Origin of the sequence: Pseudomonas sp. IT-P258 (genome assembly GCF_949767825.1) — a bacterium.
In the GTDB taxonomy this organism is placed as follows: domain Bacteria; phylum Pseudomonadota; class Gammaproteobacteria; order Pseudomonadales; family Pseudomonadaceae; genus Aquipseudomonas; species Aquipseudomonas monachiensis.
In genome coordinates, this window is the sequence record NZ_CATKPU010000032.1 from 540,122 (window position 1) to 563,708 (window position 23,587).

Genomic DNA, 23,587 nt, shown 5'->3' on the forward strand with positions numbered 1-23,587 from the left:
ACTTCAAGTATCCAGAGTACCCGCCAGGAACTGCTTCAGACGCTGGCTCATGAACTCCCCTTCATTGCCCAGGCAACCAATCGATGACCCGGCCAGGCTCTCCTGTACCAGGTCGCAAGCATCGCCGGCCAACAACAACCGACACTCCAGACTCATGGCCAGGCGATTCAGGCGCCGCGGCAACTCGGGAGCAGGCGCATGATTGGAAAACAGCACCAGTGCCTGGGGCTTGATCCTTTCACACATCAGCGCCAGCTCCTCGAATGGCTGGCCCATGTTCAGTACACGAACGGCCAATGGTCCGGAACTCAGGAACAGCGCGGCGACCAGCAGTTCCAGTTCCCGGCAATTGCCATCCAGAGCACAAATGACCACGCCACGCGGCTGTTTTTCGCGCATCAACAATAGACGCTGCACTACCCGGGACCGCAGAAAGCCATCCAGGAACAGCCACTCGCTGGTTCCACCGAACTGGTCCTGGCGTTGCAACAATTGCTTCCAGACGGGGATCAGAATGTCCTGGAACACCACCGGCAGGGAGTAGCTGGAAAAGATCTGCCCGTAGACCTGCTCCAGCCGAAGGTCGTCAAACCCGTTGACCGCAGCAAGCACCTGCTGCCGCCACTGAGCGTAATCGGCTTCCACAAGGCTGTTGGGGATGATGTGCGACAACGGCTGGAGCGGCTTGGTCCTGGCCAGTATCTTGCCGATCTTGCTGACGGCAACCCCGCGCTCGATCCAGCCAAGGATGCGGTGGACACGCTCGATATCGGACATCGAATACAGGCGATGCCCACTATCGGTGCGTGTTGGAGCAATCAGGCCATATCGTCGCTCCCAGGCTCGAAGCGTGACCGGGTTGACACCTGTCAGTCGCGCCACCTCGCGAATGGGAAAGAGTTCTTCCTGTTCGAGAGCGACGGCCTGCGTGGAGCCTGAAGCGACGTCTGTAATTATGGGCATCCTGTTGAAACATCCCTGTATCGTCCGAGCCTTATTCTAACGCCCCTGCCCCGTAAAGTTTCCGTAAAAAATCGATACCGCCAATCAACGGATCAAGGTCACAGACGCCAGGGACGGAATCAGGAATAATCCTTGCTTGTTTCGAGTCGCAGCCCACCACCCCGGCGCTGTGCCTGGCGAAGTTCCTATCCGGAGCGACGCAAATGCCTTACGGAGATACACAATGTCTACCCCTCCCGTCACGCTGATGGTTGCTCGCCGCGTTGCCAATGGACGTTACCAGGACCTGATTGCCTGGCTGCGCGAAGGCGAACAACTGGCCACCGATTTTCCCGGTTATCTCGGCTCCGGTGTGCTCGCTCCACCGCCCGAGGACGACGAATTCCAGATCATTTTCCGCTTCGCCGACGAGCAGACCCTGCACGCCTGGGAGCATTCGGCCTCGCGCACTGCCTGGCTGGCACGTGGCAGCGACCTGTTCGCCCACCCGACAGAACACCGGGTCAGCGGCATCGAGGGCTGGTTCGGTGCCGTCGGTCAACGCCCGCCGCGCTGGAAACAGGCAGTGGCGATCTGGCTGGCGTTCTTTCCGGTTTCGTTGCTGTTCAACTTTGTACTGGGTCCGCTGATCAGCGACATGAGCCTGCTGCCGCGGGTATTGCTCAGCACACTGTGCCTGACGCCGCTGATGGTTTATTTGTTCATTCCGTTGTCGACCCGTTTGCTGGCCGGCTGGCTTAACCGCACGCCGGTACGTCCATTGCCCACGACCTCAGTACCGCAAAATCGTTAAAAGATCGCAGGCTTCGCCAGCTCCTACGGGCCGTCATCTGTTGTCGATTAGTAGGAGCTGGCGAAGCCTGCGATCTTTTCCGAGACATCTCACGACTCCTCGCTGGTATAGTTTTGCTCTCACCGCGATGCGAGCCGTTCATGACTTCTTCCGCAGCCCCTGTCCTCATTACCGGCGCCGGCCAGCGTGTCGGCCTGCACTGCGCCCGGCGATTGCTGGAAGATGGCCATCGGGTGATATTCAGTTACCGCAGCGAGCGCCCCGGCGTACAAGCCCTGCGCGACCTCGGGGCCACCGCGGTGTTCGCGGACTTCGCCAGCGAGGCCGGGATCCTCGCCTTCATCAGCGAACTGAGAACCCATACCGACTGTTTGCGGGCGATTGTCCACAACGCCTCCGAATGGCTGGCCGAAACGCCGGACACCGACGCCGCGGCATTCACTCGCATGTTCAGCGTGCACATGCTGGCGCCCTACCTGATCAACCTGCATTGCGCCGATCTGTTGCAACGCTCAAGCCCCGCCGACATCGTGCACATCAGCGATGACGTGACCCGCAAGGGCAGCAGCAAGCACATCGGCTATTGCGCCAGCAAGGCCGGGCTCGACAGCCTGACCCTGTCCTTCGCCGCCAGGTACGCGCCGGCCATCAAGGTCAACGGGATCGCGCCGGCCCTGCTACTGTTCAACCCTGAGGACGACGCGGCCTACCGCGCCAAGGCGCTGGCCAAGTCCGCGCTGGGCATCGAACCCGGCTGCGAAGTGGTCTACCAGAGCCTGCGCTACCTGCTCGACAACCCTTATGTCACCGGCACCACACTGACCGTCAATGGCGGAAGGCACATCAAATAGTGTCCCGCGAGGATTTTCCATGACGTTATCCCTGCCCCAGAATTATCGAGAGATCCTCATCGGTCTCGGTGAAAACCCCGACCGCGAGGGTTTGCTCGATACGCCGACGCGTGCGGCCAAAGCCATGCAGTACCTTTGCCATGGTTACGAGCAAAGTGTCGAAGAGATCGTCAATGGCGCGCTGTTCGCCTCCGACAACGATGAAATGGTGATCGTCGACAACATCGAGCTGTACTCGCTTTGCGAACATCACATCCTGCCCTTCATCGGCAAGGCGCATGTGGCTTATATTCCAACCGGCAAGGTGCTGGGTCTGTCGAAGATCGCGCGGCTGGTGGACATGTTCGCCCGGCGCCTGCAAATCCAGGAAAACCTCACCCGGCAAATCGCCGACGCGGTGCAGCAAGTGACCGGCGCGGCTGGTGTCGCAGTGGTCATCGAGGCACAGCACATGTGCATGATGATGCGCGGCGTCGAGAAACAGAATTCGACCATGAACACCTCGGTGATGCTCGGCGCCTTCCGCGAGTCGAGCAACACCCGTCAGGAGTTCCTGCAATTGATTGGACGGAGCAAGTAGCAATGCCACAACTTCAGCCAGGCATGGCACGCATCCGGGTCAAAGACCTGGGCCTGCGTACCTTCATAGGCATCAACGAGGATGAAATCCTCAACAAGCAGGATGTGCTGATCAACCTCACCATTCTGTACGCAGCCCAGGAAGCAGTGCGGGACAACGACATCGATCACGCGTTGAACTACCGCACGATTACCAAGGCGATCATCGCCCATGTGGAAGGCAACCGCTTTGCGCTGCTCGAACGCCTGACCCAGGAAATTCTCGACCTGGTGATGGCCAACGCATCGGTGTTGTACGCCGAGGTCGAGGTCGACAAGCCCCACGCGCTGCGATTCGCCGAGTCGGTATCGATTACGCTTGCAGCGAGCCGCTAGCTTCAAGCCACAGGCGCCAGGCTGTAAACTTGCAGCCACCGCCATCCAACTTGCAGCTTCAAGCGTGCCGTTTGAAGCTGACTCGCAGAGACCGCCATGACCGATCAACAACGCCTGGAACTCGAAGCCGCCGCCTTTCGCCGGCTGGTGGCCCACCTGGACAGCCGCAAGGATGTACAGAACATCGACCTGATGAACCTCTCGGGTTTTTGCCGCAACTGCCTGTCCAAGTGGTACAAGGCGGCGGCCGACGACCGCCAGATCGAGGTCAGCCTCGACGAAGCCCGCGAAGTGGTTTACGGCATGCCGTACGCCGAATGGAAAGCCCAATATCAGCAAGAAGCCAGCGCCGACCAGCAAGCGGCGTTCGCCAAAGGAAAACCCAATGAGTGATTTGAACACCCTGCGTGCCAGCCTCAAGACCGGCGAACACGCCTTCGCCGATACCCTGGCCTTCATCGCCGCCGGTTACGACTACCAACCTCAGGTGTTCAACAACGGTGGCGTGGAAAACGCGGCCGGACAGAACGAAGGTTCGTGCAAGACCCTGGGCCTGGCGCTGCTCGAAGGCTTGAGCGATGAAGAAGCACTGCTGGCTTTTGGCGAGCATTACCGTTCGGTCGTTGCCACACCTGAAGGCAGCGACCACGCCAACATCCGCGCGTTGATTGCCCATGGCCTGGCTGGTGTGAAATTCGCTCAGCAGCCATTGACCCGCCGCTGATACCAAAAAGATCGCAGCCTTCGGCAGCTCCTACAGGGAATCAAACCTCAATGTAGGAGCTGCCGAAGGCTGTGATCTTTTGATCTCTATTGTTTCGCCCTGCACATTCCGACTTTTAAGATTGACCCGGCAACTTTATTTCGTTTGCCCCGTACCACCGCTCACGGCTTAGATAAAAAGAAGTCCTCCTTCTTCCGAGCCGATCCTCCATGCGCAGCGAAACCATCAGCCAGTCGATCAACATCGTTCACCCTGTCACGCTCAGCCACGGCAAGAATGCCGAGGTCTGGGACACCGATGGCAAGCGCTATATCGACTTTGTCGGCGGCATCGGCGTGCTAAACCTCGGCCATTGCCATCCGCGCATCGTCGAAGCCATTCGCGAACAAGCCACCCGACTGACCCACTACGCGTTCAACGCCGCGCCTCATAGGCCTTACATCGACTTGATGGACCGCCTCAGCGCCTTTATCCCGGTCGATTACCCGGTCAGCGGCATGCTGACCAACAGTGGCGCCGAAGCGGCTGAGAACGCGCTGAAGATCGTCCGTGGCGCAACGGGTCGCACCGCTGTAATTGCCTTCGACGGCGCTTTCCACGGCCGCACCCTGGCGACACTCAACCTCAATGGCAAAGTCGCGCCCTACAAACAGAAAGTCGGCGTGCTGCCGGGGCCGGTGTTTCACCTGCCCTTCCCCAGCCAGGACAACGGCGTCACCTGTGCCGAGGCCCTCAAAGCCATGGAGCGCCTGTTCAGCGTCGAGATTGATGTCGAAGACGTCGCCTGCTTTATCGTCGAACCGGTGCAGGGCGAAGCTGGCTTCGTGGCCATGGATGTCGAGTTCGCCCAGGCACTGCGCAAGTTCTGCGACGACAAGGGCATCGTGCTGATCGCCGATGAAATCCAGTCCGGTTTCGGCCGAACCGGCCAGCGCTTCGCGTTCTCGCGGCTGGGCATCGAGCCGGACCTGATCCTGCTCGGCAAAAGCATCGCCGGCGGTGTGCCGCTGGGTGCGGTGGTCGGACGCAAGTCGCTGCTGGACAACCTGCCCAAGGGCGGGCTTGGTGGCACTTACTCCGGCAATCCCATCGCCTGCGCAGCGGCACTGGCAACCCTGGATGAAATGACCGATGCCAACCTGCATGCCTGGGGCTCCCAACAGGAAGAAGCGATTGTCGGTCGCCATGCAACCTGGCGCACGAACAACCTGACGCCGTACCTGGGACGCCTGACGGGTGTCGGCGCCATGCGTGGTATCGAGCTGATCAACGCCGATGGCTCACCCGCATCAGCGCAATTGACCCAACTGCTGGCCCTGGCGCGGGATGCGGGCCTGCTGCTGATGCCCAGCGGCAAATCGCGGCACATCATCCGGCTGCTGGCGCCGCTGACCATCGAGGCGTCAGTGTTGGAGGAAGGGCTGGACATCCTTGAGGCATGCCTGGCAAGACTGACCTGAACACAATCCCACACTGGAATGTGATCGGGTGGTAAATCGCGGGCAAAAAAAACCGGCCGAAGCCGGTTTTTTCAGTTCAACGAAAGCAGAATCAAGCGTTCTGCAGATCGTCGAGGTAACGTTCGGCATCCAGTGCCGCCATGCAACCGGCGCCAGCGGAGGTGATGGCCTGACGGTACACGTGGTCAGCCACGTCACCGGCGGCGAAGATACCTTCGAGGTTGGTGGCAGTGGCGTTGCCTTCACGGCCGCCCTGGACTACCAGGTAACCGTCTTTCAAGGTCAACTGGCCTTCGAACAGCGAAGTGTTCGGAGTGTGGCCGATAGCGATGAACACGCCGTCGACAGTCACTTCGTCGAAGCTGCCGTCGTTGTTCTTCAGGCGGGCACCGGTCACGCCCATGTTGTCGCCCAGTACTTCGTCCAGGGTCGCGTTCAGCTTCAGCTCGATCTTGCCTTCGGCAACACGGGCGTTCAGCTTGTCGATCAGGATCTTCTCGGCGCGGAAAGTTTCGCGACGGTGGATCAGGGTGACTTTGCTGGCGATGTTGGCCAGGTACAGGGCTTCTTCAACAGCGGTGTTGCCGCCGCCGACCACAGCCACAGGCTTGTTGCGGTAGAAGAAACCGTCGCAGGTCGCGCAGGCCGAAACGCCCTTGCCCATGAACGCTTCTTCCGATGGCAGGCCCAGGTAACGAGCGCTGGCGCCAGTGGCGATGATCAGCGCGTCACAGGTGTAAGTCGCGCTGTCGCCGGTCAGGGTGTATGGCTTGGCAGCGAAGTCGACGGCATTGATGTGATCGAACACGATCTCGGTTTCAAAGCGCTCGGCGTGCTCGCGCATCCGCTCCATCAGCGCCGGGCCGGTCAGACCATGGACGTCGCCCGGCCAGTTGTCGACTTCGGTGGTGGTGGTCAGTTGACCGCCGGCCTGCATGCCGGTGATCAGCAGCGGCTTGAGGTTGGCACGGGCGGCATAGACCGCGGCGCTGTAACCGGCAGGGCCGGAACCGAGAATAATCACTCGCGAATGACGGACTTCAGACATGACCTGCTCCTGTTGACCGGCCCGGAATACCTGGCGCGGAACGCCGGATTGCCGGCTGGAATAAAAAAGAACGGTTGAAAGCACTTGGGGAAGGCTTGAACCCGACCGTCCTGTAAAAAGATTGGGTGCAGCGTATCGAGGGGGCGAAGATTAAGGAAATACGGTTTAACAATCCAGCTCATAGGTGGTCTCTATGCCATCTCGCCGATGATATCGACGTCTTTGTTACAGTGAATGTCGATACCTCCATCGCGCTTTCGCCTGTGAAGCAAAGCCGGTAAGGTCGGCGCGTTTTCCCTCTGCCTGGAGCCTCTTATGCCCGCCCCTGTCCTGTCCGGCCCGCAATACCTGCGCGAAGGCCTCAAGCTGGTGCTGAGCCCCAGCCTGCGTCTGTTTGTGCTGTTGCCGCTGGCAATCAACCTGGTGCTGTTCGTCGGATTGATCTACCTGGCCGGCCATCAATTCAGCCTGTGGGTCGATACCTTGATGCCTTCCCTGCCCGACTGGCTGAGTTTTCTCAGCTACATCCTCTGGCCGATTTTCGTGGTGCTTGTAGTGTTCATGGTGTTCTTTACCTTCACCATGCTCGCCAACGTCATCGCCGCGCCGTTCAATGGTTTCCTCGCGGAGAAAGTCGAAGTGGTGGTGCGCGGCACCGATGATTTCCCGGCCTTCAGCTGGGGTGAGCTGATCGCCATGATCCCGCACACCCTGGCCCGGGAAATGCGCAAGCTCGGCTACTTCCTGCCCAGGGCAGTCGGGTTGTTCATCCTCTCGTTCATCCCGGTGGTGAACATCATCGCCGCGCCGCTGTGGCTATTGTTCGGAGTGTGGATGATGGCGATCCAGTACATCGACTACCCGGCGGACAACCACAAGCTGGGCTGGAACGAAATGCTCGCCTGGCTGCGGCAGAAGCGCTGGCAGAGCATGAGCTTCGGCGGCAGCGTGTACCTGGTGCTGCTGATCCCGGTGGTCAACATTCTGATGATGCCGGCGGCCGTGGCCGGGGCGACGCTGTTCTGGGTGCGTGAACGCGGCGCGGAAAACCTGGTGACCCAGCGCTAATTCATAAATCCATCATCCTGACGTCACACTGACGACATGGCCCCGGTCGACACTGGGGTCATGACGACAGCTCTGCATATCACCCTGATCACCGAAACCTTCCCACCGGAAATCAACGGCGTGGCCAATACCCTGGGTCGCTTGTGCGACGGTTTGCGCGCGCGCGGGCATCAAGTGGAGCTGGTGCGACCACGTCAGGGCTGCGACCAGCAGTTGGGCAGCGACGATGAATTGCTGCTGTGCCGCGGCTGGCCGCTACCGGGCTATCCCGGCCTGCAATGGGGTCAGTCGTCGATGCACAAACTGCTGCGGCGCTGGACGCGTCACCGCCCGGATGTGCTCTACATCGCCACCGAGGGCCCGCTGGGTCTCTCTGCACTACGTGCGGCACGGCGACTGGGGATTTCCGTGGTCAGCGGTTTCCACACCAATTTCCAGCAGTATTCCAACCAGTACGGGTTTGGTTTGCTCACGCGCCTGCTGACCCACTACCTGCGCTGGTTCCATAACCGTTCGACCATGACCCTGGTGCCCAGCGTCAGCCAGCGCCTGGAACTGGAGCGACGTCAGTTCGAGCGAGTGGCGTTGCTGTCCCGTGGGGTCGACAGCGAATTGTTTCACCCGGCCAAACGCTTGAGTGCCCTGCGCGAGCAATGGGGACTGGCCGAAGCAGACATCGCCGTCATTCATGTCGGACGCCTGGCCCCGGAAAAGAATCTCGGCTTGCTCAAGCGCACCTTCAATACCCTCAAGGCGAGTTATCCACAGCGCACGCTGAAACTGATCGTGGTCGGCGATGGCCCGCAGCGCCAGGAACTGGAAAACGAAATGCCCGAGGCGATTTTCTGCGGCACCCAACGGGGTGAAGCCCTGGCCTGTCACTACGCCTCGGGCGACGTGTTTCTGTTTCCAAGCCTGACCGAAACCTTTGGCAATGTGGTGCTTGAAGCACTCGCTTCGGGGCTCGGCGTGGTGGCCTACGACCAGGCGGCAGCCGCCCAGCATATTCGTCATGGCTACAACGGTGTGCTGGCGATGCCGGGGGATGAAGAAGCGTTCTGCGATGCAGCGGCATGGCTGCTGGAGGAAAGGGAAGCCTTGCGCAATGTGCGCCTCAATGCACGCCAACATGCCAGTCGCCAGGGTTGGGCGACGATCATCGAGCAGTTCGAAGGGCAGTTGCGCGGGGCCTGCACCGGGGAGATGGTGGTGCCGATTGCACCGATTGTTCCTTGATTTTGCAGTGTTCTTGAGTCGGTCTTCGCGAGCAAGCCCGCTCCCACAGGGTTCTTGGTTCACACATGATTGGTGATCACCGCAGAACCTGTGGGAGCGAGCTTGCTCGCGATGAGACCTTCCCGCTCGCCGCTTAAACCAGCGACATCAACGCCTCACGGCTGAACGGCAGAATGTCATCCTCACGGCCGTCGCGCACTTTTTGTGCCCAGTCCGGGTCCACCAGCAAGGCACGACCGACCGCCACCAGGTCGAACTCGTCGTTGTTCAGGCGCTCCAGCAGTTTTTCCAGGCTGGCCGGCTGCGCGACCTTGTCGGTGTTGACCATGAACTGCAGGAACTCGCCATCCAGGCCGACGCTGCCCACGGTGATGGTCGGTTTACCGGTGAGTTGGCGGGTCCAGCCGGCCAGGTTCAGCTCGGAACCGTCGAACTCCGGCTCCCAGAAGCGGCGGGTCGAGCAGTGGAAAATATCCACGCCGGCGTCGGCCAACGGCTTGAGGAACTCGCCCAAGGCTTCCGGGGTTTGCACCAGACGCGCGGTGTAGTCCTGCTGCTTCCACTGGGAGAAACGGAAGATGATCGGAAAACCTTCACCGACCGCGGCACGCACGGCCTGAATCAACTCAATGGCGAAGCGCGAACGGTTGGCCAGGCTGCCGCCGTATTCGTCGGTACGCTGGTTGCTGCCTTCCCAGAAGAACTGATCCACCAGATAACCGTGGGCTCCGTGGATTTCCACGCCGTCCATGCCGATGCTCTGGGCATCCTTGGCAGCCTGGGCGAACGCGGCGATCACGTCCTGGATGTCCTGTTTGGTCATGCCGTGCACCACGACCTGGCCTTCCTTCAGTTTTTCCGACGGGCCATAACCCGGCACGCTGGCGTCCGGCTCGGTGCCGATCCGGCGCACGCTGCCCACGTGCCACAACTGCGGAACGATCTTGCCGCCTTCGGCGTGAACGGCGTCGACGACTTTCTTCCAGCCGGCCAAGGCCGCTTCACCGTAGAAATGCGGAACGTTCGGATAGCCGTTGGAAGCCTTGTGACCGACGGTGGTGCCTTCGGTGATGATCAGGCCGACGCCCGCAGCGGCGCGACGACGGTAGTATTCGATCACTTTGGAATTAGGCACACCGCCCGGGGAAAAGGAGCGGGTCATCGGCGCCATGACGACACGGGTCGGCAATTCGAGGGTGCCGAGGTGGAACGGTTTGAACAGGGCTTTGACGGACATGGGACGCTCCACGGAAGAATGACTTTATGACGGCTATAATATGGAGTGCCCAACCCATTGAACAGCATTATTGATTTCGGTGATTAAGAGTCAAAAGGCAGAAAGCAAAAGATCGCAGCCTTCGGCAGCTCCTACGGGTACACATTCGCCGTAGGAGCTGCCGAAGGCTGCGATCCTCTGATCTTGATCTCTGGCTTAACTCAGCGCTTTTTCAATCGCGTGAACGATGGTCGGATCATCGGGCGCCGTACGCGGCGAGAACCGAGCCAGTACACGGCCGTCCTTGCCCAACAGGAACTTCTCGAAGTTCCAGGTGATGTCGCCGGGAAACTCCGCGCCCTCGCCCGCCAGCAAACGGTACAACTGATGACGCTCATGCCCGTTGACTTCCAGCTTGCTGGACAACGGAAAGGTCACGCCATAGTTGAGGCTGCAGAAATCCTTGATCTCTTGTTCGGTCCCCGGTTCCTGCCCGGCAAACTGGTTGCACGGCAAGCCCAGGACGCTGAAGCCCTTGGCCTTGAATTGCTGGTAGAGGTTTTCCAGCGCCGCGTACTGCGGGGTCAGGCCGCATTTGGAGGCAACGTTGACCACCAGTACGACTTGGCCTTTGAAAGGCGCCAGAGGTAGCTCCTGTCCATCCAGGGCTGTCAATTTAAGGTCGTGAAAAGCACTCATGGCGTACTCCAGATTCCCGTGTTCTTCTCGAAACAGCCACTTGTCGGTGTCGTCAGGGACGGCCGCAGACTAAAAAGGCGCCCACAGGGCGCCTCTCCAGTTATCTGAGCTTAGCGCAGAAATCAGTGGTGATGGCCACCTTCGCCATGGACGTGGCCATGAGCGATTTCTTCCTGGCTGGCGTCACGGATGTCGATGATCTTGACCTGGAAATTCAGGCGCTGACCGGCCAACGGGTGGTTGCCGTCGACGGTGACGTCGTCGCCGTCCAGATCACGGATGGTTACGATCTGCATCTGGCCGTCCGGAGCGGAGGCGTGGAACTGCATGCCCACTTCCAGCTCGTCGACGCCTTCGAACATGCTGCGGCTCAGGGTGCTGACCAGTTCGGCAGCATATTCGCCGTAAGCGTCTTCAGGTTCTACGGCTACGGTCAGCTCGTCGCCGACAGCCTTGCCTTCCAGAGCCTTTTCCAGGCCCGGGATGATGTTGCCTGCGCCTTGCAGGTAGACCAGCGGCGCGCCGCCGGCGGAGCTGTCGATGACCTCACCAGCGTCGTTGGTCAGGGTATAGTCGATGGAGACAGCCTTATTGGCGGCGATCAGCATGGGGCGAGACCTTTTGCATAAGAAGATTGAAAGGCCAAGTTTAGCGAAGCAATCGTCCGAAAGCGAACACAACCCGGACAGACGGGATTCGACGATCACAGGCTTCCATCAGGACGAGGACGGGCACTGGGTGGCCGAGCTTTCCTGCGGCCACACCCAGCACCTGCGGCACCAGCCGCCATGGCAATCCCGTGCCTGGGTCACGGACCCTGCGCAGCGCCAGGAAAAAATAGGCCAACCCTTTGATTGTGGTTGGTGCGCACAAGGCTCGGTTAGCGATAACCTTGGCGACTGAATTTCGGTAGACGACCAGTTATAGGTCATCGCCTTTGCAATGCACCTTTAGAGAATCCGCATGCAAACTTTTTTTATCGCGCCCACCGATTTTGGTGTGGGTCTGACCTCCATCAGCCTCGGGCTGGTGCGTACCCTTGAGCGCGCCGGCCTCAAGGTCGGTTTTTTCAAGCCGATTGCCCAGCCGCATCCGGGCGACACCGGCCCGGAACGTTCCACCGAACTGGTGGCGCGTACCCACGGTTTGAAACCGCCCCAGCCCCTGGGCCTGGCCCATGTCGAGCGCATGCTCGGCGACGGTCAGCTCGATGAGTTGCTCGAAGAAATCATCGCCCTTTATCAGCAGGCGGCCATCGGCAAGGACGTGCTGATTGTCGAAGGCATGGTACCGACCCGCAGCGCCAGTTACGCCGCGCGGGTCAACCTGCACCTGGCCAAGAGCCTCGACGCCGAAGTGATCCTGGTCTCGGCGCCGGAAAACGAAGTGCTGACCGAACTCTCCGGTCGCGTCGAGTTGCAGGCGCAATTGTTTGGCGGCCCGAAAGATCCGAAAGTCCTCGGTGTGATCCTCAACAAGGTCAAGACCGAGGAAAGCATGGAAGCCTTCGCCACGCGCCTGAAGGAGCATTCGCCCTTGCTGCGCAGCGGTGATTTCCGCTTGCTCGGCTGCATTCCGTTCCAGCCGGAACTGAACGCCCCGCGCACCCGCGACGTTGCTGACCTGATGGGCGCGCAAGTGCTCAACGCCGGTGATTACGAAACCCGGCGCATGACCAAGATCATCATTTGCGCCCGCACCATGCGCAACACCGTGGAGTTGCTCAAGCCCGGCGTGCTGGTGGTGACCCCTGGCGACCGCGACGACATCATCCTCGCCGTCAGCCTCGCGGCCTTGAACGGTGTACCGCTGGCCGGCCTGCTGCTGACCAGCGACACCCTGCCCGACCCGCGCATCATGGACCTGTGCCGTGGCGCCCTGCAGGCCGGGTTGCCGGTGCTGTCGGTGAGTACCGGCTCCTATGACACCGCCAACCTGCTCAACGGCCTGAACAAGGAAATCCCCATCGACGATCGCGAGCGCGCCGAAATCATTACCGATTTCATCGCCGGCCATCTCGATGCCAACTGGCTGCACCAACGCTGCGGTACGCCACGGGAAATGCGCCTGTCGCCAGCGGTGTTCCGCTATCAATTGATCCAGCGTGCGCAGGCGGCCAACAAGCGTATTGTGCTGCCCGAAGGCAGTGAGCCGCTGACCGTGCAGGCCGCCGCGATCTGCCAGGCCCGTGGCATCGCTCGCTGTGTGTTGCTGGCCAAGCCCGAGGACGTGCAGGCCGTCGCCCGCGCCCAGGGCATCGAGTTGCCGCCGGGACTGGAAATCATCGATCCGGACTCGATCCGCGAGCGTTATGTCGAGCCCATGGTCGCGCTGCGCAAAAGCAAAAGCCTCAACGCGCCGATGGCCGAGCAACAACTGGAAGACACCGTGGTGATCGGCACCATGATGCTGGCCCTGGATGAAGTCGACGGCCTCGTGTCGGGCGTGATCAACACCACCGCCAACACCATCCGCCCGGCCCTGCAACTGATCAAAACCGCACCCGGCTGCACCTTGGTGTCTTCGGTGTTTTTCATGCTGTTCCCGGAAGAGGTGCTGGTCTACGGCGACTGCGTGATGAACCCGCACCCGAGCGCCAGCGAACTGGCCGAGATCGCCCTGCAAAGCGCTGACTCGGCCGCCGCCTTCGGCATCACGCCACGGGTGGCGATGATCAGCTACTCCAGCGGCGAGTCGGACAGCGGCGAAGAAGTCGAGAAGGTCCGCGAAGCGACCCTGCTCGCCCATGAGCAACAGCACTCGCTGCTGATCGACGGCCCCCTGCAGTACGACGCCGCCGCTAACGAAAGCGTGGCCCGGCAATTGGCGCCGAACAGTCAGGTGGCCGGTCGTGCCACGGTTTACGTGTTCCCAGACCTCAACACCGGCAATACCACGCACAAGGCCGTACAGCGCAGTGCCGACTGCGTCAGCCTCGGGCCGATGCTGCAAGGCTTGCGCAAACCGGTGAACGATTTGCCCCGCGGCGCGCAGGTCGATGACATCGTCTACACCATCGCCCTGACCGCGATCCAAGCCGCCAACCGACCTATGGATGTGTAAATGCTGGACTTCCTACCCGCCCCGTTGCGGGGCGTGATCGCCTCGCTGCTGTTGGCACTGAACACGATTTTGCTCTGTTCGTTCCTGTTCTGCGTGGCACTCGTCAAGGTACTGCCGTTCGCCCTCACCCAGCGCCTCGCGGGCTGGCTGATGAGCCATACCCACGAAGCCTGGATCAGCCTCAACAAAGGCTGGATGAACCTGGTACGCCGCACGCGCTGGCATATCAGCGGCCTGCAAGGCCTCGACTATCAGCACTCGTACCTGATTACCAGCAACCACCAGAGCTGGGTCGACATCCTAGTGCTGCAATACGTGCTCAACCGGCGCATTCAGCCGCTGAAGTTCTTCCTCAAGCAGGAGCTGATCTGGGTTCCGGTGATCGGGCTGGCCTGGTGGGCGCTGGGCTTTCCGTTCATGAAGCGCTACTCCAAGGCCTATCTGGAGAAGCACCCGGAGAAGAAAGGCAAGGACCTGGAAACCACCCGCAAGACCTGTGCGAAATTTCGCGACAACCCGGTGGGCATTTTCAACTTCGTCGAAGGCACGCGCTTCACCGAGGGCAAGCACAAGCAACAGCAGTCACCCTTCAAGTACCTGCTCAAGGCCAAGGCCGGCGGCATTGCCTTTGTGCTGGATGCGATGGGCGAGCAGCTTGAATCCCTGGTCAACGTGACCATCCACTACCCCGCCGGGCGCCCGGGTTTCTGGGACTTGCTGTGCGGGAACGTGGCGGATGTGGTGGTGCACTTTGAAGAGCTGAAGATTCCGCCGCAATTCATTGGCAAGAACTATGACCAGGACGGCGAATACCGCCTGCAGTTCCAGGGCTGGATCAATCAGTTGTGGCAGGACAAGGATGCGTTGCTGGAACAGATGCATCGCGAGTATCCGCAGATTTAAGATCAAAAGATCGCAGCCTTCGGCAGCTCCTACAGGATGTACGCCGAACCAATGTAGGAGCTGCCGAAGGCTGCGATCTTTTGACGATCTGAAAGACACAAAAAACCCGCCGATGATCACTCATCGGCGGGTTTTTCATTTTGCAGCTAAGGCTTAGATCGCACCACGCTCACGCAGCAGACCCAGCACTTGCTTGACGCCTTCTTCCAGGGACACGGACTGGGTGTCGATCACCAGATCGGCATCCAGCGGTACGTCGTACGGGAAGGAGTCGCCCGGGATGTTATCCCCGGCCGCCGCGTACAAACCTTGCGGATCGCGCTCGGCGCAGACTGTCGGCGAAGCCTGGACGTAGACCGTCAGCAGACGCTCCTTGCCGATCAGTTCCCGGGCCTGTTCACGACCTTCGGCACTCGGCGCAACGAACGCCGCGAGGGTCAGCAGACCGGCTTCGTTGAACTGACGCGCAACGTGTGCGGCACGGCGCCAGTTCTCGGTACGCCCGGCGCGATCCTGTGGCAGACCTTTGTTCAGGTCGTGACGCAGGTTCTGGCCATCGAGTACGAACACCGCACGGCCCATGTCGAACAACTTGCGTTCAACGGCATATGCCAGGGTGCTTTTGCCCGCGCCCGACAAGCCGCTGAACAGCACGGTGGCCGGTTGCTGGCCGAAGCGCTGTGCGCGTTCTTCGGTGGCGACGTGGGCCAGTTTGCCGTGGTGTGTGCTGGTGCCATGGGCCAAAGGCTGGGCGACGATCATGCCCGCGCCAACGGTGCCGTTGGTCAGGCGGTCGATGATGATGAAGGCGCCGGTGGTGCGGTTGCTGTCGTAACCGTCGAGGGCAATCGGCGCATCGAGCGCGATCTTGACCTTGCCGATTTCGTTGAGCTGCAACGCGCTGGCCGGACCTTCTTCCAGGGTGTTCACGTCGACCTTGTTGACGATGCTGGCGATAGAGCCCGGCACGTAACTGGTGGCGCGCTTGATGTCGTACTTCTTGCCCGGCAGCATCGGCTCTTCAGCCATCCACACCAGCATCGCTTCGAAGCTGTCGGTCACCGGCGGCACGTTGTCGGCGTGAACCAACAGATCGCCACGGGAGATATCGATTTCGTCTTCCATGGTCAGCGTGACTGCCTGACCGGGACCGGCGTGCTCCAGTTCACCTTCGAAGGTGACGATGGACTTCACGCGGCTGCTCTTGCCCGACGGCAGCACTACGACTTCATCGCCTTTCTTGACGATGCCGCTGGCCAGCGTACCGGCGAAGCCACGGAAGTTCAGGTTCGGACGGTTGACGTACTGCACCGGGAAACGCAGGTCGGTGAAGTTGCGATCGCCCGCCACTTCCACGGTCTCAAGAATTTCCATCAGCGACTGGCCGGTGTACCACGGCGAGCGCTCGGACTTGTTCACCACGTTATCGCCCTTCAAGGCCGACATCGGCACGAAGTGCATGCTGGTCGGCTTGAGCTTCAAGCCTTCGGCAAACTGCAGGTAGTCGGCCTTGATCGACTCGAACACGCCCTGGTCGAAGCCCTTGAGGTCCATCTTGTTGATGGCGACGACTATGTGCTTGATGCCCAGCAACGAGGCGATGAAGCTGTGGCGACGGGTCTGGGTCTGCACGCCGTAACGTGCATCGACCAGGATGATCGCCAGGTCACAGGTGGAGGCACCGGTGGCCATGTTGCGGGTGTACTGCTCATGGCCCGGGGTGTCGGCGATGATGAATTTGCGCTTGGCGGTGGAGAAATAGCGGTACGCGACATCGATGGTGATGCCTTGTTCACGCTCGGCCTGCAGGCCGTCGACCAGCAGCGCCAGATCGATGTCTTCACCGGTGGTGCCGACTTTTTTCGAGTCGCGGGTAATGGCTTCCAGGTGATCTTCGTAGATCATCTTGGAGTCGTGCAGCAGGCGCCCGATCAGGGTGCTCTTGCCGTCGTCGACGTTACCGCAGGTCAGAAAGCGCAGCAGCTCTTTACGTTCGTGCTGGCCCAGGTAGGCGAGGATGTCCTCGCTGATCAAATCAGATACGTGCGACATGACAACCCCTTAGAAATAACCCTGACGTTTTTTGTCTTCCATGGAGCCGGCGCCATCGTGGTCGATGACACGGCCCTGGCGCTCGGAAGTTCGCGTCAGGAGCATTTCCTGAATGATGTCCGTGAGGCTTTCGGCCTCGGACTCCACCGCGCCCGTCAACGGGTAGCAACCAAGGGTACGGAAACGCACTTTCTTTTTGACGATTCGGGCTTTGTCTTCATCGCTCAGGTGCTCGAGGATGCGCTCGTCGTCGATCATGATCAGCGTGCCGTTCTTCTCGATGACTTCACGCTCGGCGGCGAAGTACAGCGGAACGATCGGGATGCCTTCAAGATAGATGTACTGCCAGATGTCCAGTTCGGTCCAGTTCGACAGCGGGAAGACACGGATCGACTCGCCCTTGTTGACCTTGCCGTTGTAGACGTTCCATAGCTCGGGACGCTGGTTCTTCGGGTCCCAACGGTGCTTGCTGTCGCGGAACGAGTACACGCGCTCTTTGGCGCGGGATTTCTCTTCATCGCGACGGGCGCCACCGAATGCTGCGTCGAAACCATACTTGTCGAGTGCCTGCTTCAGGCCCTCGGTCTTCATGATGTCGGTGTGCTTGGCGCTGCCGTGGGTGAACGGGTTGATGTCCTGCGCCACGCCGTCAGGATTGACGTGGGTGATCAGGTCGAGGCCCAGCTCGGCGACCATCTTGTCGCGGAAGCTGTACATCTCCTTGAATTTCCAGCGAGTGTCGACGTGCATCACCGGAAACGGCAGCTTGCCCGGGAAGAACGCCTTGCGTGCCAGATGCAGCATCACGGCGGAGTCTTTACCGATGGAGTACAGCATCACCGGGTTGTCGAACTCGGCGGCCACCTCGCGGATGATGTGGATGCTTTCCGCCTCCAGCTGTTTCAGATGCGTCAGTTTGTCGACCATGGCTACTCACGAAAGCTTTCTTATGAACGGCCAGCGGGCCGTGTTCGAGCGGGGATCCTAGCACAGCGACCTCTTCTAATCAGGACGCTAACTAGATCGAAAGAGCATATGAATATGCCTGCCCGTTTGGGATGCCCACCCTACGTAGGAGCCGCCGAAGGCTGCGATTTTTTGACGTTGATTTTTCAAGATCAAAAGATCGCAGCCTTCGGCAGCTCCTACGGGAGCGATCACATTGCGGACAGAGTCAAATCGGATTCGGACAATCGATGAAGATGTGCTCCAGCGCAAACCGACGGGCCAGATAATCCCCCAGCGCCTGAACGCCGTAGCGCTCGGTGGCATGGTGACCGGCGGCGATGAAGCTGATGTCGTTTTCCCGGGCACTGTGGAAGGTTTGCTCGGAAGCCTCGCCGCTGAGGTACAGATCGACACCGGCCAGAATGGCCTGATCGATGTAACCCTGGCCACCACCGGTGCACCAGCCGACGCGGCGGATCATTGCACTGCCTTCGATCAACAGCGGCTCACGCCCCATCACTTCCTGCACACGGCGGGCGAAATCCCTGGGCATCATCGGCTCATTCAGCGAGCCGACCAGGCCGACAATCTTCAGGTTGTCCGGGTCCAGCGGACCTTCGACGGTAATGTCGAGCTGCTTCGCGAGCTGCACGTTATTGCCGACGTCCGGGTGCAGGTCCAGCGGCAGGTGATAGGACAACAGGCTGATATCGTGTTTGAGCAGGGTCTTCAAGCGGCGCTGCTTCATGCCGGTGATGCACGGGTTCTCGCCTTTCCAGAAGTAGCCATGATGCACCAGCACCAGGTCGGCATTGGCTTCCACGGCCGCATCGAGCAAGGCCTGGCTGGCGGTGACGCCACTGACAATGCGCATCACTTGCGGCCGCCCCTCGACCTGCAGGCCGTTGGGGCAATAATCGGCGATTCTTGCGCTGTTGAGGTAGCGGTCGGCTTCTTCGACCAGGGTGCTCAGGGCGACGGCCATAAAAGACTCCTAAATATCCCGTTCAGAGGCGCGTGCGGCCTCGTATAATGCGCGTCATTATGAGCGGTCTCATACCGCCTGCAACTCTCTCAGGAACTGCTTAATGCTCAAGGCGCTGCGTTTTTCCGGCTGGCCGCTGTTGGCCGGCGTGCTTGTCGCTCTTTTGATAATCCAGCGTTACCCGCAGTGGGTCGGGCTCCCGAGCCTCGACGTCAATCTGCAACAAGCGCCGCAAACCACCAGCATGCAGCAGGGCCCGGTGTCTTATGCCGAAGCGGTATCCACCGCGGCGCCATCGGTGGTGAACCTCTACACCACCAAAGTCATCAACAAACCCAACCATCCGTTGTTCGAAGATCCGCAGTTCCGTCGTTTCTTCGGCGATAACTCGCCCAAGCAGAAACGCATGGAGTCGAGCCTCGGTTCCGGCGTGATCATGAGCCCGGAAGGCTACATCCTGACCAACAACCACGTGACCAGCGGCGCCGACCAGATCGTGGTGGCGCTCAAGGACGGCCGGGAAACCCTGGCGCGGGTGATCGGCAGCGACCCTGAGACTGACCTCGCGGTTCTGAAAATCGACCTGAAAAACCTGCCGTCGATCACCGTGGGGCGTTCCGACAACATCCGCATCGGCGATGTCGCGCTGGCCATCGGCAACCCGTTCGGCGTCGGCCAGACCGTGACCATGGGCATCATCAGTGCCACCGGGCGCAACCAACTGGGCCTGAACAACTACGAAGACTTCATCCAGACCGATGCGGCGATCAACCCGGGCAACTCAGGCGGTGCGCTGGTGGATGCCATCGGCAACCTGACCGGCATCAACACGGCGATCTTTTCCAAGTCCGGGGGCTCCCAGGGCATTGGTTTCGCGATCCCGGTGAAGCTGGCGATGGAAGTGATGAAGTCGATCATCGAGCACGGCCAGGTGATTCGTGGCTGGTTGGGTATCGAAGTGCAGCCGCTGACCCAGGAACTGGCCGAGTCGTTCGGCTTGTCCGGGCGTCCTGGCATTGTCGTGGCGGGGATCTTCCGCGACGGTCCGGCACAGAAGGCCGGCCTGCAACTGGGTGATGTGATTCTTGCCATCGATGGCGAACCGGCCGGTGATGGCCGTCGCTCAATGAATCAGGTGGCGCGGATCAAGCCGACCGACAAGGTCGCAATCCAGGTGATGCGCAACGGCAAGGAGCTCAAGCTCACGGCGGAAGTCGGCCTGCGTCCGCCGCCGGCTCCGGTCAAGGATAAAGAAGAAGAGTAACGTAGCGCCCAAAACTACTGTGGGAGCGAGCTTGCTCGCGATGGCGGCCTGACAGTCAACAATGATGTTGAATGTTATGGCCTCATCGCGAGCAAGCTCGCTCCCACAGGGTCGTGCCTGGTTTTAGAGGTCGCCGAGGCCGTCGATCAGCGCCTGATTCTGCTCAGGCGTGCCGATGGAAATCCGCAGGAACTGGGCAATCCGCTCCTGCTTGAAGTGCCGCACGATCACGCCTTGCTCACGCAGCTTCGCCGCAAGCCCCGCCGCATCGTGCCGGGGGTGACGGGCGAATATGAAGTTCGCCGCCGATGGCAGCACTTCAAAACCCTTATCCTCCAGCTGTGCAACGACCTTCTCGCGACTCTCGATCACCAACCGACAGGTCTTGTCGAAATACTCGCGATCTTCGAACGCCGCGGCAGCGCCGACATTCGCCATGCGATCCAGCGGATAGGAGTTGAAGCTGTTCTTGATCCGCTCCAGCGCCTCGATCAGGTCTGGATGGCCGACCGCCAGGCCGACCCGCAGACCGGCCAGGGAGCGGGACTTGGACAGGGTCTGAGTCACCAGCAGGTTCGGATAACGGTCCACCAGGGTGATTGCCGTCTCACCGCCGAAGTCGATGTAGGCCTCATCCACCACCACCACCGAATCCGGACTTGCCTTGAGAATCTGCTCCACCGCCTCCAGCGCCAACAGGCAGCCGGTCGGTGCGTTCGGGTTAGGGAAGATGATCCCGCCGTTCGGTTTGGCGTAGTCCGCCGGGCTGATCCGGAACTGCTCGTCCAGCGGCACCGCGTCGAACTTGATGCCGTACAACCCGCAGTAGACCGGGTAGAAGCTGTAGCTGATGTCAGGGAACAGCAGCGGCTGATCGTGCTGCAGCAAACCGTGGAATATGTGCGCCAGCACTTCATCGGAACCGTTGCCGAGGAACACCTGGTTGCCCTGCACGCCGTAGTATTTGGCGACCGCGTTCTTCAGCAGATCGCTGTTCGGGTCCGGGTACAGGCGCAGGTTGTCATTGAGTTCGGTTTGCATCGCAGCCAAGGCTTTCGGCGATGGACCGTACGGGTTTTCGTTGGTGTTGAGCTTCACCAGCTTCGCCAGTTTCGGCTGTTCGCCCGGCACGTAAGGCACCAGATTCCTGACGAACGGGCTCCAGAATTTACTCATGTTCAGTTCCCCTGCTTGTCGTCAACGATGCGATATTCGGCGCTGCGGGCGTGGGCAGTCAGCGACTCGCCACGGGCCAGCACGGAAGCGGTCTTGCCCAGTACGGACGCCCCCTGCTCGGAGCAGAAGATGATCGACGAACGTTTCTGGAAGTCATACACACCCAGCGGCGAAGAGAAGCGCGCAGTACCGGAGGTCGGCAAAACGTGGTTGGGACCGGCGCAGTAGTCGCCCAAGGCTTCGCTGGTGTGACGCCCCATGAAGATCGCACCGGCGTGGCGGATCTGCGGCAGCCAGGCTTGTGGATCGGCAACGGACAATTCGAGGTGCTCCGGCGCGATGCGGTTGGCCACTTCGATGGCTTGCTCCATGTCGCGAACCTTGATCAGTGCACCACGGCCATTGATTGAGGTTTCGATGATCGCGGCGCGCTCCATGGTCGGCATCAGCTTGGTGATGCTGGCGGCGACCTTGTCGAGGAACTCGGCGTCGGGGCTGACCAGGATTGCCTGGGCGTCTTCGTCGTGCTCGGCCTGGGAGAACAGGTCCATGGCGATCCAGTCCGGATCGGTCTGGCCGTCGCACACCACGAGGATCTCGGAGGGACCGGCGATCATGTCGATACCGACCTGGCCGAACACGTGGCGCTTGGCGGTAGCGACATAGATGTTGCCCGGGCCGACGACCTTGTCGACTTTCGGCACGCTTTCGGTGCCGTAAGCCAATGCCGCAACGGCTTGAGCGCCACCGATGGTGAACACGCGGTCGACGCCGGCGATGCAGGCAGCGGCCAGCACCAGTTCGTTGATTTCACCGCGCGGGGTCGGCACCACCATGACTACTTCGGTCACGCCGGCGACCTTGGCCGGAATCGCGTTCATCAACACCGACGACGGGTACGACGCCTTGCCGCCCGGTACATACAGGCCGGCGCGATCCAGTGGCGTGACCTTCTGGCCCAGCACGGTGCCGTCGGCCTCGGTGTAGCTCCAGGAATCCTGCTTCTGTTTTTCGTGATAGCTGCGCACACGAGCCGCGGCGACTTCCAGGGCTTCGCGCTGAGGCACGGAGATGCGGGTCAGCGCCAGCTCCAGCCGCTCGCGCGGCAGGATCAGGTCGGCCATGGACTTCACGTCCAGGCCGTCGAACTGGCGGGTAAAGTCCACCAGTGCCGCGTCGCCACGCTCACGCACGGCCTTGATGATGTCCAGCACCCGCTGATTGACCGAGTCGTCAGACACACTTTCCCAGCTCAGCAGATGATCCAGATGATGCGCGAAATCCGGGTCAGCAGCGTTGAGTCGGCGAATTGCAGTCGGTGCGGTCATAGCGAGAGCCTCATAGGAATGGCAAAAACTCAGGCGCCCTAACTTAGCAGTCGTTTCCGCTTGGGCACCTGAGAATTCTGGCTATGAGGCGGATAGACGGGCGCGACTTAACGTCGCGCAGGTGAATCAGCCGCGGTGTCGAGACTCCACTGCCTTGCGCAGGGTGTCGATCAACGCCTGGATACGGGCGTGCTGCATCTTCATCGAAGCTTTGTTGACGATCAGCCGGGAGCTGATGGCGGCAATGAAATCCTGTGGCTCCAGGCCGTTGGCCCGCAGCGTGTTACCGGTGTCGACCACGTCGATGATCTTGTCTGCCAGACCGATCAGCGGTGCCAGCTCCATCGAGCCGTACAGCTTGATGATGTCGACCTGACGACCCTGTTCAGCGTAATAGCGCTTGGCAACGTTGACGAACTTGGTGGCGATACGCAGGCGGCCCTTGGGCTCGACCGCGCCGACCTTGCCGGCCGTCATCAGCTTGCACTGGGCAATTTGCAGGTCCAGTGGCTCGTACAGGCCCTGGCCGCCATATTCCATCAGCACATCTTTACCGGCGACACCGAGGTCGGCGGCACCATGCTCGACGTAAGTCGGCACGTCGGTGGCACGCACGATCAGCAGGCGTACATCTTCCTGGGTCGTGGGAATGATCAGCTTGCGGCTCTTGTCCGGATTCTCGGTCGGCACGATGCCCGCTTCAGCCAGAAGCGGCAGGGTGTCGTCAAGGATGCGGCCCTTGGACAGTGCGATGGTCAACATGGGAAACGTCAGTCCTTATCAAGGTACTCATGCCCGGTCGCAAATGGCGCCGGACACACATCGAGCCGAAAACGGCTCGACTTCAACAAATCAA

24 protein-coding genes are annotated in these 23,587 nt (G+C 60.6%); 13 read left to right on the forward strand and 11 right to left on the reverse strand.

Annotation, left to right across the window (positions count from 1 at the left end; all coding sequences use genetic code 11):
- Nucleotides 1-3: 3 nt before the first annotated feature.
- Nucleotides 4-963: a MerR family transcriptional regulator gene (locus ACM6G4_RS15010; RefSeq protein ID WP_414914015.1), complete on the reverse strand. Its 960-nt coding sequence runs from the start codon at nucleotides 961-963 to the stop codon at nucleotides 4-6.
- A 223-nt stretch (nucleotides 964-1,186) separates the two neighbouring features.
- Here ACM6G4_RS15010 and ACM6G4_RS15015 point away from each other — a divergent pair, with 223 nt between their 5' ends.
- The 7 genes from ACM6G4_RS15015 to ACM6G4_RS15045 all read left to right on the forward strand — a co-directional run bounded on the left by ACM6G4_RS15015 (nucleotide 1,187) and on the right by ACM6G4_RS15045 (nucleotide 5,745).
- Nucleotides 1,187-1,756, forward strand: coding sequence for an antibiotic biosynthesis monooxygenase (locus tag ACM6G4_RS15015; protein ID WP_409078291.1), 570 nt, complete (start codon nucleotides 1,187-1,189; stop codon nucleotides 1,754-1,756).
- 140 nt (nucleotides 1,757-1,896) lie between these two features.
- On the forward strand, nucleotides 1,897-2,607 hold the full coding sequence (gene folM / locus ACM6G4_RS15020; RefSeq protein WP_414914016.1) for a dihydromonapterin reductase: 711 nt from the start codon (nucleotides 1,897-1,899) through the stop codon (nucleotides 2,605-2,607).
- 19 nt (nucleotides 2,608-2,626) lie between these two features.
- Nucleotides 2,627-3,187, forward strand: a complete 561-nt coding sequence (gene folE, locus ACM6G4_RS15025; RefSeq protein ID WP_008046221.1) for a GTP cyclohydrolase I FolE — start codon at nucleotides 2,627-2,629, stop codon at nucleotides 3,185-3,187.
- A 2-nt stretch (nucleotides 3,188-3,189) separates the two neighbouring features.
- The gene (folX, locus tag ACM6G4_RS15030; protein ID WP_056728405.1) at nucleotides 3,190-3,561 is read left to right on the forward strand and encodes a dihydroneopterin triphosphate 2'-epimerase; all 372 of its coding nucleotides are present in this window, start codon (nucleotides 3,190-3,192) and stop codon (nucleotides 3,559-3,561) included.
- 96 nt (nucleotides 3,562-3,657) lie between these two features.
- Nucleotides 3,658-3,954 carry a DUF1244 domain-containing protein gene (locus ACM6G4_RS15035; RefSeq protein WP_046040093.1) on the forward strand — a complete coding sequence of 99 codons (297 nt, stop codon included), beginning with the start codon at nucleotides 3,658-3,660 and terminating at the stop codon, nucleotides 3,952-3,954.
- Complete coding sequence (locus ACM6G4_RS15040) at nucleotides 3,947-4,285, forward strand: HopJ type III effector protein (protein ID WP_409078293.1); 339 nt, start codon at nucleotides 3,947-3,949, stop codon at nucleotides 4,283-4,285. The genes ACM6G4_RS15035 and ACM6G4_RS15040 overlap by 8 nt, the downstream gene beginning before the upstream one ends.
- 209 nt (nucleotides 4,286-4,494) lie before the next feature.
- Nucleotides 4,495-5,745 carry an aspartate aminotransferase family protein gene (locus ACM6G4_RS15045; RefSeq protein ID WP_409078294.1) on the forward strand — a complete coding sequence of 417 codons (1,251 nt, stop codon included), beginning with the start codon at nucleotides 4,495-4,497 and terminating at the stop codon, nucleotides 5,743-5,745.
- 91 nt (nucleotides 5,746-5,836) lie between these two features.
- Here the strand turns inward: ACM6G4_RS15045 and trxB are convergent, their stop codons facing one another.
- Nucleotides 5,837-6,793 carry a thioredoxin-disulfide reductase gene (gene trxB, locus ACM6G4_RS15050; protein WP_056728400.1) on the reverse strand — a complete coding sequence of 319 codons (957 nt, stop codon included), beginning with the start codon at nucleotides 6,791-6,793 and terminating at the stop codon, nucleotides 5,837-5,839.
- Between the two features lie 315 nt (nucleotides 6,794-7,108).
- Here trxB and cysZ point away from each other — a divergent pair, with 315 nt between their 5' ends.
- Nucleotides 7,109-7,861: a sulfate transporter CysZ gene (gene cysZ, locus ACM6G4_RS15055; RefSeq protein WP_414914017.1), complete on the forward strand. Its 753-nt coding sequence runs from the start codon at nucleotides 7,109-7,111 to the stop codon at nucleotides 7,859-7,861.
- 36 nt (nucleotides 7,862-7,897) lie between these two features.
- A complete protein-coding gene (locus tag ACM6G4_RS15060; RefSeq protein ID WP_056728396.1) occupies nucleotides 7,898-9,097 on the forward strand; it encodes a glycosyltransferase family 4 protein in 1,200 nt (399 codons plus the stop codon).
- Between the two features lie 133 nt (nucleotides 9,098-9,230).
- On the opposite strand, the gene ACM6G4_RS15065 is transcribed toward ACM6G4_RS15060, so the two are convergent.
- From ACM6G4_RS15065 to ACM6G4_RS15075, 3 genes are all read right to left on the reverse strand, one after another.
- Nucleotides 9,231-10,334: an NADH:flavin oxidoreductase gene (locus tag ACM6G4_RS15065; protein ID WP_414914018.1), complete on the reverse strand. Its 1,104-nt coding sequence runs from the start codon at nucleotides 10,332-10,334 to the stop codon at nucleotides 9,231-9,233.
- Nucleotides 10,335-10,529: 195 nt separating this feature from the next.
- Nucleotides 10,530-11,012, reverse strand: a complete 483-nt coding sequence (locus ACM6G4_RS15070; protein WP_056728393.1) for a glutathione peroxidase — start codon at nucleotides 11,010-11,012, stop codon at nucleotides 10,530-10,532.
- A gap of 122 nt (nucleotides 11,013-11,134) precedes the next feature.
- On the reverse strand, nucleotides 11,135-11,620 hold the full coding sequence (locus ACM6G4_RS15075; RefSeq protein ID WP_007901600.1) for an FKBP-type peptidyl-prolyl cis-trans isomerase: 486 nt from the start codon (nucleotides 11,618-11,620) through the stop codon (nucleotides 11,135-11,137).
- Here ACM6G4_RS15075 and ACM6G4_RS15080 point away from each other — a divergent pair.
- The 3 genes from ACM6G4_RS15080 to ACM6G4_RS15090 are packed head-to-tail and all read left to right on the forward strand — an operon-like array spanning nucleotide 11,589 to nucleotide 14,978.
- The gene (locus tag ACM6G4_RS15080; RefSeq protein WP_056728391.1) at nucleotides 11,589-11,915 is read left to right on the forward strand and encodes a DUF3565 domain-containing protein; all 327 of its coding nucleotides are present in this window, start codon (nucleotides 11,589-11,591) and stop codon (nucleotides 11,913-11,915) included. The two genes, ACM6G4_RS15075 and ACM6G4_RS15080, sit on opposite strands and share 32 nt — an antisense overlap.
- A 60-nt stretch (nucleotides 11,916-11,975) precedes the next feature.
- Nucleotides 11,976-14,075 (forward strand): phosphate acetyltransferase, encoded by a 2,100-nt coding sequence (gene pta / locus ACM6G4_RS15085; RefSeq protein ID WP_056728390.1) that lies wholly within the window; start codon nucleotides 11,976-11,978, stop codon nucleotides 14,073-14,075.
- Entirely contained in the window at nucleotides 14,076-14,978 is a 903-nt protein-coding gene (locus tag ACM6G4_RS15090) for an acyltransferase (protein WP_223542488.1), read from the forward strand.
- A 153-nt stretch (nucleotides 14,979-15,131) separates the two neighbouring features.
- Here ACM6G4_RS15090 and cysN read toward each other — a convergent pair whose 3' ends face one another.
- The 3 genes from cysN to ACM6G4_RS15105 all read right to left on the reverse strand — a co-directional run bounded on the left by cysN (nucleotide 15,132) and on the right by ACM6G4_RS15105 (nucleotide 18,963).
- Nucleotides 15,132-17,030, reverse strand: coding sequence for a sulfate adenylyltransferase subunit CysN (gene cysN, locus ACM6G4_RS15095; RefSeq protein WP_223542489.1), 1,899 nt, complete (start codon nucleotides 17,028-17,030; stop codon nucleotides 15,132-15,134).
- Between the two features lie 9 nt (nucleotides 17,031-17,039).
- A complete protein-coding gene (gene cysD / locus ACM6G4_RS15100; RefSeq protein WP_008046199.1) occupies nucleotides 17,040-17,957 on the reverse strand; it encodes a sulfate adenylyltransferase subunit CysD in 918 nt (305 codons plus the stop codon).
- Nucleotides 17,958-18,204: 247 nt separating this feature from the next.
- Nucleotides 18,205-18,963 (reverse strand): Nif3-like dinuclear metal center hexameric protein, encoded by a 759-nt coding sequence (locus ACM6G4_RS15105; RefSeq protein ID WP_223542490.1) that lies wholly within the window; start codon nucleotides 18,961-18,963, stop codon nucleotides 18,205-18,207.
- A gap of 103 nt (nucleotides 18,964-19,066) precedes the next feature.
- Between ACM6G4_RS15105 and algW the strand changes: the two genes are divergently transcribed.
- Nucleotides 19,067-20,227 carry a Do family serine endopeptidase AlgW gene (algW, locus tag ACM6G4_RS15110; protein WP_056728386.1) on the forward strand — a complete coding sequence of 387 codons (1,161 nt, stop codon included), beginning with the start codon at nucleotides 19,067-19,069 and terminating at the stop codon, nucleotides 20,225-20,227.
- 123 nt (nucleotides 20,228-20,350) lie between these two features.
- Here the strand turns inward: algW and hisC are convergent, their stop codons facing one another.
- From hisC to hisG, 3 genes are all read right to left on the reverse strand, one after another.
- Nucleotides 20,351-21,403: a histidinol-phosphate transaminase gene (gene hisC, locus ACM6G4_RS15115; RefSeq protein ID WP_414914019.1), complete on the reverse strand. Its 1,053-nt coding sequence runs from the start codon at nucleotides 21,401-21,403 to the stop codon at nucleotides 20,351-20,353.
- A 2-nt stretch (nucleotides 21,404-21,405) separates the two neighbouring features.
- Entirely contained in the window at nucleotides 21,406-22,731 is a 1,326-nt protein-coding gene (gene hisD, locus ACM6G4_RS15120) for a histidinol dehydrogenase (RefSeq protein WP_056728382.1), read from the reverse strand.
- A 126-nt stretch (nucleotides 22,732-22,857) separates the two neighbouring features.
- Nucleotides 22,858-23,493, reverse strand: a complete 636-nt coding sequence (gene hisG / locus ACM6G4_RS15125) for an ATP phosphoribosyltransferase (RefSeq protein WP_008018703.1) — start codon at nucleotides 23,491-23,493, stop codon at nucleotides 22,858-22,860.
- Nucleotides 23,494-23,587 lie beyond the last annotated feature (94 nt).

Coding starts and splice junctions, on each gene's coding strand:
- ACM6G4_RS15010 (WP_414914015.1), bottom strand. CDS start 963: ATGCCCATAATTACAGACGTCGCTTCAGGCTCCACGCAGGCCGTCGCT.
- ACM6G4_RS15015 (WP_409078291.1), top strand. CDS start 1,187: ATGTCTACCCCTCCCGTCACGCTGATGGTTGCTCGCCGCGTTGCCAAT.
- folM (WP_414914016.1), top strand. CDS start 1,897: ATGACTTCTTCCGCAGCCCCTGTCCTCATTACCGGCGCCGGCCAGCGT.
- folE (WP_008046221.1), top strand. CDS start 2,627: ATGACGTTATCCCTGCCCCAGAATTATCGAGAGATCCTCATCGGTCTC.
- folX (WP_056728405.1), top strand. CDS start 3,190: ATGCCACAACTTCAGCCAGGCATGGCACGCATCCGGGTCAAAGACCTG.
- ACM6G4_RS15035 (WP_046040093.1), top strand. CDS start 3,658: ATGACCGATCAACAACGCCTGGAACTCGAAGCCGCCGCCTTTCGCCGG.
- ACM6G4_RS15040 (WP_409078293.1), top strand. CDS start 3,947: ATGAGTGATTTGAACACCCTGCGTGCCAGCCTCAAGACCGGCGAACAC.
- ACM6G4_RS15045 (WP_409078294.1), top strand. CDS start 4,495: ATGCGCAGCGAAACCATCAGCCAGTCGATCAACATCGTTCACCCTGTC.
- trxB (WP_056728400.1), bottom strand. CDS start 6,793: ATGTCTGAAGTCCGTCATTCGCGAGTGATTATTCTCGGTTCCGGCCCT.
- cysZ (WP_414914017.1), top strand. CDS start 7,109: ATGCCCGCCCCTGTCCTGTCCGGCCCGCAATACCTGCGCGAAGGCCTC.
- ACM6G4_RS15060 (WP_056728396.1), top strand. CDS start 7,898: ATGGCCCCGGTCGACACTGGGGTCATGACGACAGCTCTGCATATCACC.
- ACM6G4_RS15065 (WP_414914018.1), bottom strand. CDS start 10,334: ATGTCCGTCAAAGCCCTGTTCAAACCGTTCCACCTCGGCACCCTCGAA.
- ACM6G4_RS15070 (WP_056728393.1), bottom strand. CDS start 11,012: ATGAGTGCTTTTCACGACCTTAAATTGACAGCCCTGGATGGACAGGAG.
- ACM6G4_RS15080 (WP_056728391.1), top strand. CDS start 11,589: ATGGAGACAGCCTTATTGGCGGCGATCAGCATGGGGCGAGACCTTTTG.
- ACM6G4_RS15075 (WP_007901600.1), bottom strand. CDS start 11,620: ATGCTGATCGCCGCCAATAAGGCTGTCTCCATCGACTATACCCTGACC.
- pta (WP_056728390.1), top strand. CDS start 11,976: ATGCAAACTTTTTTTATCGCGCCCACCGATTTTGGTGTGGGTCTGACC.
- ACM6G4_RS15090 (WP_223542488.1), top strand. CDS start 14,076: ATGCTGGACTTCCTACCCGCCCCGTTGCGGGGCGTGATCGCCTCGCTG.
- cysN (WP_223542489.1), bottom strand. CDS start 17,030: ATGTCGCACGTATCTGATTTGATCAGCGAGGACATCCTCGCCTACCTG.
- cysD (WP_008046199.1), bottom strand. CDS start 17,957: ATGGTCGACAAACTGACGCATCTGAAACAGCTGGAGGCGGAAAGCATC.
- ACM6G4_RS15105 (WP_223542490.1), bottom strand. CDS start 18,963: ATGGCCGTCGCCCTGAGCACCCTGGTCGAAGAAGCCGACCGCTACCTC.
- algW (WP_056728386.1), top strand. CDS start 19,067: ATGCTCAAGGCGCTGCGTTTTTCCGGCTGGCCGCTGTTGGCCGGCGTG.
- hisC (WP_414914019.1), bottom strand. CDS start 21,403: ATGAGTAAATTCTGGAGCCCGTTCGTCAGGAATCTGGTGCCTTACGTG.
- hisD (WP_056728382.1), bottom strand. CDS start 22,731: ATGACCGCACCGACTGCAATTCGCCGACTCAACGCTGCTGACCCGGAT.
- hisG (WP_008018703.1), bottom strand. CDS start 23,493: ATGTTGACCATCGCACTGTCCAAGGGCCGCATCCTTGACGACACCCTG.